This window comes from Candidimonas nitroreducens (assembly GCF_002209565.1).
Lineage (GTDB): Bacteria > Pseudomonadota > Gammaproteobacteria > Burkholderiales > Burkholderiaceae_B > Candidimonas > Candidimonas nitroreducens.
This window is the reverse complement of record NZ_NJIH01000003.1, coordinates 641,325-653,882: the sequence shown is the minus strand read 5'-3', so window position 1 is coordinate 653,882 and position 12,558 is coordinate 641,325. Positions and strand designations below refer to the sequence as shown.

The window sequence follows — 12,558 nt, the reverse complement described above, 5'->3', positions numbered from 1 at the left end:
GCCAATACGCTTATCGGAAAGCCTCGCCGTTGGAATATCGGCTTCAGAACTGCACGTTTATGCACCGCCCGCACAGCCTCTTATAGAACAACAATGGAGAAGCAAAACATGGACACGCCTCAAACGGGCGCACTGGCGGGCATAAAGGTATTGGATCTCTCCCGGATTCTCGCCGGCCCCAGCGCCACCCAGCTGCTGGGCGACCTGGGCGCCGATGTCATCAAGGTAGAAAAGCCCGGAGAGGGCGACGACACCAGAAAGTGGGGGCCGCCGTACATCCGCGACGCCCAAGGAAAAGAAACACGCGAAAGCGCTTATTACCTGTCCGCCAACCGGAACAAGCGCTCGATTGCCGTCGATATCGGCTCCGACGAAGGACAAGCACTGATTCTCCGGCTGCTCGAGCATGCCGACATCCTCGTGGAGAACTACAAGGTGGGGGGCCTGGCCAAATACGGCTTGGGCTACGAACAGCTCAAAGAGCGGTTTCCGAAGCTGATCTATTGTTCCATCACCGGCTTCGGCCAAACCGGCCCTTATGCGACGCGTTCCGGATACGATTTTCTGATCCAAGGCATGGGCGGCATCATGAGCCTCACCGGAGAGCCCGATGGCACACCGATGAAAGTCGGCGTGGGGATAGCCGACGTCATGACCGGCATGTACGCGGCGGTCGGGATCCTCGCCGCGCTACAGCACAGGAATGCGTCGGGGCTGGGCCAGCATATCGATATCTCGCTGCTCGACACCCAGATTGCGTGGCTGGTCAACGCCGGCACCAATTTCCTGGCTGACAGGCAATTGCCCCGCCGGCTGGGCAACGGGCACCCCAACATCGTGCCCTACCAGGTCTTCGACACCGCCACGGGCCCCATGATTCTTGCCGTGGGCAACGACGCCCAGTTCGGCAGGTTCTGCGACGTCGCCGGGCTCCCGGGGCTGGCCGCCGACGATAAATTCCGCAGCAACACCGACCGGATCGCAAACCGGCAAGAGCTCTGCACGCTCATCAACGAACGCTTGCGTTCGCGGCCGCGTGAAGACTGGCTCGCAGACCTCGAGAAAGTCAGCGTGCCCTGCGGGCCCGTCAACAACCTGCAAGACGTGTTCAACGACCCTCACGTGAAATCCCGAGGGGCAGAGCTGCGCCTGCGGTGCCCCTGGGCTAGCGGCGGCGAAATAGGCCTGCTTGCCAACCCCTTGAAGATGTCGAGAACCCCCGCCGCCTATCTTCGGCCGCCGCCCCGGCTCGACGAGCACGCGGACGAAGTGCTCGACGACTGGCTGGGTATGGCAAATGAGCTGCGATGAATGTACGCAAAACCTTATTGTCATTGCAGCTCGCGCCGCCCTCTTCAAACAGGCCGAGCCCGGCGGACGCCCAGTCCACGCCCGGCCGAAGCAAACTTGAACAAACACGAACGCCTACCGCCGGCGGCAGGCGCGCCCCATCCAAAATAATTCCGGAGCCTATGAAATGATAAAACTGTCCAAAGACCAAACCGAGCTGCAAATGGCGGCGCGCGAGCTTGCCCAGGCGGAGTTCAAGCCGACCGCGGCAGCAACCGATCAAACAGAACAATACCCCTGGGAAAACGTCAAGAAGCTGCGCGAGGCGGGCTTCATGGGCATGACCATTCCCAAAGAACTCGGCGGCCGCGGCCTGAGCTATTTCGATACGCTGCTGGTGGTGGAAGAGATGGCCAAGGCCTGCGCCACCATGGGCCGCATCACGGTCGACGCCAATATGGGCGCCATCAACGCCATCATGCGCTACGGCACCGAAGAGCAAAAACATTTGACCGCCGAATGCGTGCTTGCGGGAGACAAGCCGGCAATATGCATTTCCGAACCCACCGCGGGCAGCGCAGCCACTGAAATGCGCACTCGCGCAGAACGCCAGGGGGATCAGTACATCATCAATGGCGAGAAGTACTGGATCACCGGCGGCGGGGTGTCGCGCCTGTACCTGATCTTCGCGCGCGTCTTCGACGACGGCGCCGACATGGGCATAGGCGGGTTCATCCACGTCCGCGACGACAACCCGCAAGCCGACGGGCTGGTAATTGCCAGCCGCTCTTATGCGATGGGAATACGCGGCATTCCCGAGACGCGCATCCAGTTCAAGAACCTGGCGGTGCACAAGTCCATGCTGGTCGTTCCGCCGGAAGGCCTGAAGCGCGGGTTCGCCCGGCTGATGCAAGCCTACAACTCGCAGCGGGTGGGTGCCGGCACCGTGGCCCTGGGCATCGCGCAAGGCGCATTCGAAGAAGCGGTCGACTACGTAAAAGGGCGCGAGCAGTTCGGCCGCCCGATTGCCGAATTCCAGGGCCTGCAGTGGATGATCGCCGACATGCAGATCAAGCTGAGCGCAGCCCGCCACATGTTGCATCACGCCGCGCTCAGCGGCACAGACCAGACCTTTGGCTTTCCCGACATCTCCATGGCCGCCCAAGCCAAAGTGTTCGCGGCCGAGTCGGCCATTCAAATCACCAACGACGCCTTGCAACTGCACGGCTCTTCCGGCTACGGAAGGGACATGCCCATGGAAAGGCACGTACGCGACGCCCGCATGTTCACCATCGCCGGCGGCACCGCGCAGATCCTGCGCACGCAGGTCGCATCGGCCGTGCTGGGGATGAAGCTGCCGCAAACGCGCGACGGGTATTCACGGCTGCACAAGGCGTCATAAAAGATTCCGCGAGCCGCACACATGCGGCCCGCAAGCAAGGCGCCCCCGACGCTCGCAAGCGCGGGGACGCCTTGTTTTTTCGCGGGCGGCTTCCCTTACAAGCCGGAGAGCCCCGAAAGGTATGGCGCTAAGCGGCCAAGAACTTCAATACTTCGCCGACTACCAGGTCGGTGACCCGCCATTCAGAGTCCTGGGTCACTCCGGCAATATGCGGAGTAAGGATCAGGTTCGGCACGTCATGAAAAATAGGGGTGTCCTTAAGCGGCTCTTGGACGAACACATCGATGGCGGCCCCGCCCAAATGCCCGGCTTTCAGGGCATCGACCACCGCCGCCTCGTCGACGATGCCGCCGCGAGCGCTATTTATCAGAATTCCGCCGGGCTTCATGCGCGCCAGCATCGCCGCATCGAATAAGTTGTGCGTGGCCGGGATGCTCGGCAGGTGCAGCGTTACCACGTCGCTCGTGCCCAAGAGCTGCTCCAGGGACATGAACTTCACCCCCTCAAGCCCGTCCGCCGATGTGGCCTTTGCGTCATGCGCAACGACGGACATGCCCACATTGCCAGCCAATTTCGCCACGGCCTTGCCGATCGAGCCGAAGCCGACGATGCCCAGCGTCGCCCCTGCAATTTCACGGCCTTGCACCATGGCCAGCTTGGGCCAGAGGCCATGCGCCACAGCTTCGGTTCCGAGATAGGCTCGCCGCCGCAGCATCATCGCTGTCGTTACGACATATTCCGCCACGGACAGCGCATTTGCGCCCACGGCGGGAATCACCTTGATCCCGCGCTTGGCGCACGCATCCATGTCGATGTTGTCCAGACCCACGCCCAGCCGCCCCACCACCCGGCAGTCCTTCATGGCCTCCAGCAGCGGCCCTCGAACCTGGGTCACGTTGCGCACGATGATGCCGGCGGCATCCCTGGCCGACTCGATCAGGTCATCCGCTCTTTCAAACAATGTCGCATCATAGTGAACATCGTGTTCGCGCTGCAGGCGCTCCAGTTGTTGTGGAAGGATTCTTTCGGGTACAAGCAATTTCATGACATTCAATCGGGTGATGGTTGGGCTGATGGATAGAGCAGAAACCGGCTGCAGCAGGAGCTAGCTGCGTTTGTACTGCAGCAGCCCTCCGGCCACCTTCGGCGGATGTGCGCGCAGCGCCTCCTCGATCGGCTCCGTTCCCCACCCAGGCCGGTCGGGCACGAGCAGGTATCCGTCTTCGAATTCCGGCGTATGTGTATATAGCTCGCTTTCCCACGGCAAGCGGTCGATATCGCACTCCATGATCCTCAAATTGGGAACCGCCGCGGCAAACTGCGCATTGATCATGGTGCACAAATCGCCGTAAAAATTATGAGGAGCGATATTGACATCGTGCGCATCGCATATCGCGGCGATCTTCATCGACTGCCAGACGCCATTCCAGATGGTGTCGACTATTCCGACATCCATGGCCTGGGCTTCCAGGTACGGCATGAAACCGCGCACGCCAAACAGCGTCTCGCACGAACTGATCGGATGAGGGCTGCGCTGACGCACATGCGCCAGGGCTTTCGGATTATAGGTGTCAACCTCCACCCAGAACAGGTCGAGATCCTCGATGGCCCGCAAAAGCCGCAACAGGCCTTCGGACTTCATGTTGAAGTTCACATCGACAAGAATGTCGATGTCCGGCCCCGCCCCTTCGCGCAAAGCCTCCAGGTGCCTGCGCACGTTGCCGATCACCTTCTTGTCGACATTCAGCTCGGGCTGGAAGGGAACGGCGAACCCCGGCCTCCAGGCGTACGGAAGCCCGTCGTCATGGATGAACATATTGGTCTTGAGCGCCGTGAACCCCCGTTCTCGCACTTCCCTGCCGGCCTGCTTCACCCCTTCGAGGCCGGTAATGGCCGGCTTATAAAAATTCGGATGGCTGATACGCCAGGTGGCGCAATGCGACCAGTACACCCGGATCTTGTCGCGCAGCTTGCCACCCAACAATTCATAGCAAGGAACACCGAGATGCTTTGCCTTCAAGTCGAGCAAGGCATTCTCCAGAGCGCCGATCCCCTCTGCAATGACGCTGCCGGGGGCGGGCCGCGTCAACGCACTCGCTTCCTGGAAAAAGCGCTCGTGCGCGGTGACACGCTGCCCCACCAAGCGCCGTCCCAGCTGTTCAATGACGCTCGTTACTCCGGGGGAACCGAATCCTTCGTCGTACTCGCTCCATCCGACCAGGCCATTGTCGGCGGTAATTTTCAAAAAGAAATAGTTCCGCCAGCCCGCATCGCAGGTCAAGGTTTCGATCGCTTCGACTTTCATGATGTTCCTTGTAGAGACGGGTGGCTTGGTTATTCGCCGAACTGTTGGTGCGCTTCCATCGCCCGGACTGAATAAACGTAAGCCGCCCCCGCATTCAGGGCGATCGCCGTTCCCAGGGCCTCGCTCAGCTCTCCTTCCGTAGCGCCCGCTTGCCGCGCGGCCGAAGCGTGCGAGGCGATGCAGCCGTCGCACCGGGTCGTCACGGCAACCGCCAGAGCGATCAGCTCGCGGGTCTTGGCATCCAGATGCCCGTTTGCGCCCTGGGCGGCATTCAGCGCCTGGAATGCCTGGATGAATTTGGGGTTGGCATTGGCGAGCGTCGCGGCGGCTTTACGAGTATTGCTCAGTTGTGCTTTCCAATCGTTCAGCATGGAAGTTTCTCTCTCTGAAATAAAGGCACTTCAACATGAAGTGCCCGGTTAAGTATTTGAAATTCGAGTCTAGCTGGGTGTGACATTCATCTCTTTAGTTATCTTTCCCCAACCTTCCAGTTCGGAGTCAAAATATTTTTTGAACTCCGCCGGAGTACTGCTGACCGGTGTAGCCCCCAATACCGTCAAACGGTCAAGCACCTCTTTTGATTTCAACGCCTCGGCAACCTCGTGGGCCAATTTTTCGGTGATCTGCTTCGGAGTATGGGACGGCGCAAATATGCCGTACCAGGAAACGACATTGAAGCCTTTGATCATGCTGGAAACCGGCGTGATGCTGGGCGCCAGAGAGGTCGGCTTTTCCGAGGTCACGGCAATGCCCCTGAGCCGCCCGTCCTTGATAAAGGGCAGCGCCTCATTCGCGATGACGAAATTTACCTGGCCGCCAATCACGTCGGTAATCGCCGGAATCCCGCCCTTATAAGGAACGTCCGTTATATTGACGCCCAGGCGCAGCTTGATGAGCTCGCACGACAAATACGTGCTGGTTCCGACCCCGGTGGTGGCACAACTCACCGCCCCGGGGTGGGATTTCGCCTCGGCGATAATCTCTTGAAGATTCTTGAATTTCGATTTCGGCGCGACAGCAACCAGATTCGGAATGCTGACCACTTGGGAAACCGGCTGAAGGCTGGACTTCACATCGTACGGCACCTTCTTGTAGAAATACGGGTAAAGCGTGTTGGCAATGCTGCCGAGCAAGAACGTATACCCGTCCGGCTTCGCATGCGCGACGTATGCCGACCCCACCATACCGCCCGCTCCGGGGCGATTTTCGACAATTACGGTCTGCCCCAGGCGTTCGCCGACCGCCTTCCCGATCAGCCTGGCCAAAACATCCGCATTCCCGCCGGGCGCGTAGGGGGCCACTATCGTCAAGGGCCTATCCGGCCACGCAGCGGATGCGCTATATGAAACCAATAGCGCGGTTCCCGCGACAAGACATTTAATTGCTTTTTTTGAAATCATCACCTTCACACTCCTTTTTGCCAGTAATTCCATGGCTTTGACAGATCAAACAAACACCATTCACCTCTGAATACTTCAGCGCCCAATATGCAGCCAGCCGGCCCGATCGGCTTCAGCCTCGGGCAGCCATGGGCGACACCACGTCTTATATCGTCATAGAAAAGCGGATCCGCAAATTGCGGCCCACTGTCAAATATCTTTGTTTGAATATCCGGAAACGAATTCCTTTTTACCGCCCGTCTCTTGCGCATAGACATGGCGCCGTATTTTTCCGATATTCCCGCCATAAGCGTGAACGCTTATGGAAACCTTATCGCTATATACATTCGAAACCCGGTGAATATCCCCAAGCCGGGGAGACACACAGTCGACCATACCCGGAGTCAAGACATCCTCGGACAGCCGTGTCATGGGCGTTCCCGGGGCATTCAAAGCGAATCGCTCGCCCTTCTCGGAGCCGCGCATCATGCCGATCAACGCCCAGACGGTATGGTCGTGGATGGGAGTGAATTGACCGGGCCCCCACACGAAACTTACAATTGAAAACCGATCCTCGGGATCCGCATGCAAAAGGTATTGTTGGTAATACTGCGGGTGCGGTTGCGCAAACTCCTCCGGAAGCCAGTTGTCGTTTGAAACCAAATCGGCCAATAGCGGCTTTCCCCGACTTAATATTTCTTCTTCATTTCCTCCGGCGCTCGTCACGATCCGGGTAAGCCCGTCGACAAATTGCGAAAAAGGCTTTGAGTAATTCATCTTGTCCTCCATGCGACTCGATATTTGACGAATTCAAATGCTCCAATAAGCTTTCAAATACTGCCTAAAACCATGCCGATTCGCTCCCTGCGGGCTTTTCTCGCCGTACATCACCTCGGAACCATTTCCGCGGCCGCCGATCGCGTGCATCTGTCTCCGGCGGCGGTCAGCGCACAGCTGAAAATGCTGGAGCAGAAACTGGGCGCGGAACTGTTCGTGCGCACCAGCCGGTCTTTGCGCCTTACGTCCACCGGCCATCGCCTCATACCACTGGCCGAGCAAATACTTGCCCTTCACGAAGAAATGCTCATGCTGGCCCAGGATGAGGTCGTTACCGGCCACCTGGCGCTCGGCGTAGTCAACAGTGCGCTTACCGGAGTGCTGCCTCCCGTACTGCATAGGCTGAAAATCGAAACCGCCAACCTCCAGGTGAAAATAATCGCCGGGAATTCGGCGGAACTGCTGGCCCAGGTGGAAAATGGCATTCTCGACGCCGCGATCGTTACCCAGCCACCCAAACACGTCATTTCCAGCCTTTGTGTAAACCATCTCTACTCAGAGCCTTACGCGCTATTGCTGCCAGAACCCATCCCCTACGACAGCCTGGCCGCCGCGTTTCAATCCTCACCGTATATCGCCTTCGACAGACACACATGGGCCGGCCGGCAAATCGACGACTTTCTTCATCAGCTGGGTATTGAAGTTCGCCCCGAAATGGAACTCAATTCGCTGGACGCAGTAACGGCAGTTGTCAGGCAGGGCCTGGGAATAACGATCGTTCCATTGGTTCGCGGCAACCTGAGGCACCTGGATCCATTGCTGCGGGTCATATTGATTCCCGGATTTAACAGAGAAGTTTGCCTAGTCCAGCGCAGAAATAACCCGCAGCAGAAACTTACCGCACAAATACTGGGCGCTTTTGCCCGGCTCGCTCAGGTAAATGAATACGAACAAGGCCTGGGCTCGACATAAAAACCCCGGCATATAACGCCTGCATATATTGATGCCGGGCTGGTTACGCCTGGGGGGTAATGCCTGGGGAAATTATATAGAGCAGGCTGCGCCAGCAATACCAAATAATTTTGTCTCTATGCATCGAAAAAACTGATGCATAGATGGACTGTCTTTCCGTCGAGCCATCCAGCCGATCCGAAATGATGATAGGTCATTTCAACATATGGGTCATCTTTGTCAAGCAGGCTGCGCTGAACAGCGGCCGCTTCCCCTCTGCTGAATAGCCCTTCGGCACGCGCGGCGGCTCTGCAGCCAGCTCCGCTGCCCGCTCACCCAGGCAAATTACCGCGTCACGGCCTCGCTACCCGAGCATCGCTCTTATCCAGTTTCTTATAAGAGAAAATTGAAAAAAATCTCAATTGAACATGCGGTGTGATGAATGCAATAGTATTGGAGCATCCAGCGGTTCTTCCAAGACATAGCTAACGAAGGCATGAATACAATGAAAGGGACGGAATTTGCGTCGATACGGGAGATCTTGCACCCGCGCAGCGTGGCGATTCTTGGAGCATCCAAAGATAATAAAAAATGGGGCGGCCGGCTGCTCCAATACATGACACGGCATCGGCACGATGGGAAGCTTTATCCCATCAACCCAAAGGGCGGCCAATTAATGGGCGAGCAAGCGTACCCGTCGCTGGCCGAGTGCCCCGCTGAAATCGATATGGCCGTATTGGTGCTGCCCAGCCATCACGTTCTTTCGGCCATGGAAGCGTGTGCCAGGAAAAAAGTGCGCTCCGTGATCATACTGTCGTCCGGATTTTCGGAAACAGGCGAAAAAGGGGCTGCCCTGGAGCGTCAAATAATGGATCTGGCTCGCGCAAGCGGTATTCGGGTTCTGGGCCCGAATTGCATGGGCGTACTCAATACACAACACCGCCTGGCGGCAACGACCGCCATAACGATGGGATATGTCGATGAGCTTCCTGTCGGATCCATCGGCATGGTGTCCCAGAGCGGAGCATTGATGGGCGCAATGCTGGCGCGCGGCATCGACGTGGGCGCCGGCTTCAGCACAATGGTGTCGCTCGGAAACCAAAACGATATCGACCAGAACGATATTCTGGAATACCTGATCGACGATCCTGCTACGCAAGTGATCACGATGTATATCGAAGCGGTAAAAGAAGCGGATCGATTCGTATGCCTGCTCAAGAAAGCCAGGCAGCAGGACAAGCCTGTGCTCGCGGTCAAATCGGGGCGCAGCGCCTCCGGCGGCAAGGCGGTCATGTCGCACACGGCCAGCCTGGCGGGAGCCTGGCCCGCGTTCGAGGCAGTATGCCGAGCCAACGGGGTGGTTTTGTTCGACGACGTCTACGATATGCTGGAAGGCGCGATGGTATTGAACGGCGGCGCCAGAATGGCCGGCCCCAATATCGCCGTATTTTCCGGCTCGGGCGGCGGCGGAGCCTTGATTGCCGACTCACTGGAGGAAGCCGGCCTCGCCCTGCCTCAACTCGGCGACGCGACCCGACAAAAACTCTCCGCACTTATAGCCGGCAGCGAAATTTCACTGCCCATAGATTTTGCGGCAATGAAGCCCGGGGTGCCGGCCGACCCGACCTTCACTTCGCCCATCGCCGCAATCGTCGGCAACACGATGGCAGACGCCAATGTAAATGGCGGAATCGTCTACCTCTCCACACTTCCGTATATGGAAGAAGTTGCGTTGGCGGCCATCGAGGTTGCCCAAGCCTATAAGAAGCCATTAATCGTTGTATATGGGGCTAGCTCGGTAGGCGAAAAGGCGCGACAGATCCTGAAAGACGGACGGCAAGGCTTCGTCAATAATCAGGCCGGCGCAATCAAAATCCTCCAAGCCCTCTGGAACTGCGCACGCATGCCGGCGCCAGACGCCGACGCCGCGGATCCGGCCACGCCGCAGGCTCCGATAGCAGGCTCGGGATTCCTGCCGGAATCGGAGTCGCGCAAGATCCTCGAGGCCTACCGGATCCCGACATCTCCATGGCGGCTGGCCGGCAGCCCCGACGAAGTCATCGCCGCGTGGAAGGATCTTGGATCCGTTGCCGTCGTTGTCAAAGCGGTTAGTGCAACCTTGGTTCACAAGAGCGATGTCGGCGCGGTTCGCCTCAATCTCAAGAACGAAGAATCCTTGCGCCAGGCATGCCTTTCCATCGAGCAGGCGCTGCAGCTTGCCGGCCATCGCCTGGATGGATTTCTCGTCTCGACAATGATCAAGACCGACGCCGAGTTGATCGTCGGCATACAAAGAGATCCGGTGTTCGGCCCGCTTGTAATGGTCGGCGCGGGCGGGATACTCGTCGAGTTGTTGAAGGACGTCCAGCTATGCCCCGCGCCGATCAACATAAAACAGGCGGAGGCCATGCTGGAGCGTCTGCGATGCAAGCCCATGCTAGATGGCTGGAGAGGCGCCGCGCCGGTGGACAAGCGCAAGCTTGCCATGCTGCTCGTGCAAGTCGGCAGCCTGGCCCACGAGCAAAAGCACCTCGAGGAACTTGATATCAACCCGCTGATAATCAGCGACGGCGATATCTATGCCGTCGATGCCCGCATCATCATGGCCGGGCGCGAGCCGTAGCGGGAAGCCGTCCGCTTGCCGGGCGCAAAGCCGCAGGCCAGGCCCCGTTCATTATTACCAACCGCCGCGAATGCACCGAACTTGCGCATCTTACCAAGAGAGAGAGAAATGCTTGATGAAAACGACGTTGTGATCTACGAGTCCCGCGATGGCGTAGCCACCATCACCATAAATCGGCCCAAGCAAATGAATTCCATCGATACCGCGGTCGAAGACAGGCTGGCGCATGCGTGGCGGCGCTTCAACGCCAGCAAGGAAGACCGCGTGGCCGTGCTTACCGGCGCCGGCGAGCGGGCCTTTTCGGCGGGGCGCGACCGCAACATGACCGAGCCGCCGGACTACAGGCGATTCACCCCCGGCGCGGTGATACCTGTCGACAAGCCGATTATCGCGGCGGTAAGCGGCTGGGTCATCGGAGGCGCCATTACGCTGGTTCAAACGGCCGATCTTTGTGTCGCGGCCGAAGGAACCCGCTTTATGTTCCCCGAATCCAAAGTAGGTTTCGGAGGCGGGATGATTGCTTCCATCGCCGGGCGCATCCCGCACAAGATCGCCATGGAGCTCATGCTTCTGGGCGAAGAGATCAGCGTCGAGCGCGCCTATGACGTAGGCTTCGTCAACCGGATAGTTCCTGTGGGCCAGCACCTGTCGGTCGCACAAGAGATGGCGAGGCGCATGACCAAGAACTCTCCTATTGTCATGCGCATGTTCAAGCGCTTCGTCAGCGACGTACTGCCCAGAAGCGCAGTAGAACAAAGCGCCATACCAATGCGCGAACTGGACGTCATGAGCAACAGCGAAGACTTCCAGGAAGGGGTCGCCGCGCTCAGAGAGAAGCGGCAGCCGAATTTCCAGGATAAATAAAGTACGGGAAGGCGCCTCGCTGAGATTCAGTGCTTCGCATAGCGGGATTCATATTCGAGCGCGACTTGCTGCTGCGCCTTCAGATGGGGAAACAGCTGCTGCGGCGCGACGTAGCGCGCCGGGCGGCCAAGCAAGGCCTCCATGCGGCTTTGGAAAGCCGGGCTTTGGGCCGCCTTCGCTATGACACCCGTGAATGTTTCTGTAATGCCTGTATCCATAGCCTTTGGGGCGAGCACGATGAAATCCGCTTCCACCTCTATGGGTATACCGTTTTCCTTGAGGGTCGGTATCGAGGGGTCGCCCGGAATCCTTTGCGACGCCAGGGTCGCGACGACAACAACGGTTCCCGCCGCCTCGAGCTGCTGGGTTCCGCCGGCCCATACCACCAGATCCACATGCCCGCCGAGCAGCGCAGGCAGATATTCGCTCGCGCCTTTGTAGACGACGCCGATCACGGTTACGCCCAGGGCGTCGCTCAGGGCATGGCTCAGCCAAGAGAAAGTCGGGCTCACGGCGATCGACACCGACCCGTTTTTCTTCGCATACGACTTGATTGCATCGATCGATGCAAGAGGGCCGCCGCCTTTCGAAAGAATGGTCATATAACTAGTGGCGACAGAGCCCAGCAGCACATAATCGTCGATATTGACGGCCAGACTCTTGGATCCGCCGGGTGGAAACGTAAGCTGGGAACTCAGGCAGATCCCGATGCGGCTTCCGTCGGGCTTCGCCTCGCTCAAGTCGCGCAGGAAAACAAGCCCTCCTGCGCCGGGCTTATTCATCGGTATGATTTTCCATCCTGCCTGCCGGCCCACCTGCGCGGCCAGTGCGCGGCCGATCGTATCAGCGCCTCCGCCCGCGGGGTAGCTGATAAGCATCTCGATGGGCCGCCGCGGTTGCCAGCTATTATTCGCCGCAGCCTGTGCGGCTAGCGGCAGGCTGGCCATGGCAGCCAACAAGGATCGTC

The 12,558-nt window shown here is 58.8% G+C and carries 11 protein-coding genes and 1 pseudogene; 6 read left to right on the top strand and 6 right to left on the bottom strand.

Annotated features, from left to right (window positions below; all coding sequences use genetic code 11):
* Positions 1-108: 108 nt before the first annotated feature.
* Together CEY11_RS06640 and acdA are read left to right on the top strand one after the other, a co-directional pair.
* The gene (locus CEY11_RS06640) at positions 109-1,311 is read left to right on the top strand and encodes a CaiB/BaiF CoA transferase family protein (protein ID WP_088602551.1); all 1,203 of its coding nucleotides are present in this window, start codon (positions 109-111) and stop codon (positions 1,309-1,311) included.
* 166 nt (positions 1,312-1,477) lie between these two features.
* Positions 1,478-2,692, top strand: a complete 1,215-nt coding sequence (gene acdA / locus CEY11_RS06635; protein WP_088602550.1) for a 3-sulfinopropanoyl-CoA desulfinase — start codon at positions 1,478-1,480, stop codon at positions 2,690-2,692.
* 127 nt (positions 2,693-2,819) lie between these two features.
* Here acdA and CEY11_RS06630 read toward each other — a convergent pair whose 3' ends face one another.
* The 5 genes from CEY11_RS06630 to CEY11_RS06610 all read right to left on the bottom strand — a co-directional run bounded on the left by CEY11_RS06630 (position 2,820) and on the right by CEY11_RS06610 (position 7,153).
* A complete protein-coding gene (locus tag CEY11_RS06630; protein WP_088602549.1) occupies positions 2,820-3,737 on the bottom strand; it encodes a hydroxyacid dehydrogenase in 918 nt (305 codons plus the stop codon).
* Positions 3,738-3,797: 60 nt separating this feature from the next.
* The gene (locus CEY11_RS06625) at positions 3,798-4,997 is read right to left on the bottom strand and encodes a mandelate racemase/muconate lactonizing enzyme family protein (protein ID WP_088602548.1); all 1,200 of its coding nucleotides are present in this window, start codon (positions 4,995-4,997) and stop codon (positions 3,798-3,800) included.
* Between the two features lie 29 nt (positions 4,998-5,026).
* Positions 5,027-5,368, bottom strand: a complete 342-nt coding sequence (locus CEY11_RS06620; protein WP_088602547.1) for a carboxymuconolactone decarboxylase family protein — start codon at positions 5,366-5,368, stop codon at positions 5,027-5,029.
* A 69-nt stretch (positions 5,369-5,437) separates the two neighbouring features.
* The gene (locus CEY11_RS06615) at positions 5,438-6,430 is read right to left on the bottom strand and encodes a Bug family tripartite tricarboxylate transporter substrate binding protein (RefSeq protein ID WP_233154743.1); all 993 of its coding nucleotides are present in this window, start codon (positions 6,428-6,430) and stop codon (positions 5,438-5,440) included.
* Between the two features lie 156 nt (positions 6,431-6,586).
* Entirely contained in the window at positions 6,587-7,153 is a 567-nt protein-coding gene (locus CEY11_RS06610; RefSeq protein WP_088602761.1) for a cysteine dioxygenase family protein, read from the bottom strand.
* A 72-nt stretch (positions 7,154-7,225) separates the two neighbouring features.
* On the opposite strand from CEY11_RS06610, the pseudogene CEY11_RS25680 reads away from it, so the two are divergent.
* The 4 genes and pseudogenes from CEY11_RS25680 to CEY11_RS06595 all read left to right on the top strand — a co-directional run.
* Positions 7,226-7,348: pseudogene (locus tag CEY11_RS25680) on the top strand (helix-turn-helix domain-containing protein); the annotation flags it as partial.
* A gap of 114 nt (positions 7,349-7,462) precedes the next feature.
* Positions 7,463-8,125 (top strand): LysR substrate-binding domain-containing protein, encoded by a 663-nt coding sequence (locus CEY11_RS06605; protein WP_233154768.1) that lies wholly within the window; start codon positions 7,463-7,465, stop codon positions 8,123-8,125.
* Positions 8,126-8,609: 484 nt separating this feature from the next.
* The gene (locus tag CEY11_RS06600) at positions 8,610-10,727 is read left to right on the top strand and encodes an acetate--CoA ligase family protein (RefSeq protein ID WP_158215213.1); all 2,118 of its coding nucleotides are present in this window, start codon (positions 8,610-8,612) and stop codon (positions 10,725-10,727) included.
* A gap of 108 nt (positions 10,728-10,835) precedes the next feature.
* The gene (locus CEY11_RS06595) at positions 10,836-11,591 is read left to right on the top strand and encodes an enoyl-CoA hydratase/isomerase family protein (protein ID WP_088602543.1); all 756 of its coding nucleotides are present in this window, start codon (positions 10,836-10,838) and stop codon (positions 11,589-11,591) included.
* Between the two features lie 26 nt (positions 11,592-11,617).
* Here the strand turns inward: CEY11_RS06595 and CEY11_RS06590 are convergent, their stop codons facing one another.
* Entirely contained in the window at positions 11,618-12,538 is a 921-nt protein-coding gene (locus CEY11_RS06590; protein WP_143322712.1) for a tripartite tricarboxylate transporter substrate binding protein, read from the bottom strand.
* Between the last annotated feature and the right edge of the window lie 20 nt (positions 12,539-12,558).

Excerpts from the sequence above, each read along its gene's own strand:
- CEY11_RS06640 (WP_088602551.1), top strand. The coding sequence starts at position 109 with ATGGACACGCCTCAAACGGGCGCACTGGCGGGCATAAAGGTATTGGAT.
- CEY11_RS06620 (WP_088602547.1), bottom strand. The coding sequence starts at position 5,368 with ATGCTGAACGATTGGAAAGCACAACTGAGCAATACTCGTAAAGCCGCC.
- CEY11_RS06630 (WP_088602549.1), bottom strand. The coding sequence starts at position 3,737 with ATGAAATTGCTTGTACCCGAAAGAATCCTTCCACAACAACTGGAGCGC.
- CEY11_RS06605 (WP_233154768.1), top strand. The coding sequence starts at position 7,463 with ATGCTGGCCCAGGATGAGGTCGTTACCGGCCACCTGGCGCTCGGCGTA.
- CEY11_RS06590 (WP_143322712.1), bottom strand. The coding sequence starts at position 12,538 with ATGGCCAGCCTGCCGCTAGCCGCACAGGCTGCGGCGAATAATAGCTGG.
- acdA (WP_088602550.1), top strand. The coding sequence starts at position 1,478 with ATGATAAAACTGTCCAAAGACCAAACCGAGCTGCAAATGGCGGCGCGC.
- CEY11_RS06610 (WP_088602761.1), bottom strand. The coding sequence starts at position 7,153 with ATGAATTACTCAAAGCCTTTTTCGCAATTTGTCGACGGGCTTACCCGG.
- CEY11_RS06615 (WP_233154743.1), bottom strand. The coding sequence starts at position 6,430 with ATGGAATTACTGGCAAAAAGGAGTGTGAAGGTGATGATTTCAAAAAAA.
- CEY11_RS06595 (WP_088602543.1), top strand. The coding sequence starts at position 10,836 with ATGCTTGATGAAAACGACGTTGTGATCTACGAGTCCCGCGATGGCGTA.
- CEY11_RS06600 (WP_158215213.1), top strand. The coding sequence starts at position 8,610 with ATGAAAGGGACGGAATTTGCGTCGATACGGGAGATCTTGCACCCGCGC.
- CEY11_RS06625 (WP_088602548.1), bottom strand. The coding sequence starts at position 4,997 with ATGAAAGTCGAAGCGATCGAAACCTTGACCTGCGATGCGGGCTGGCGG.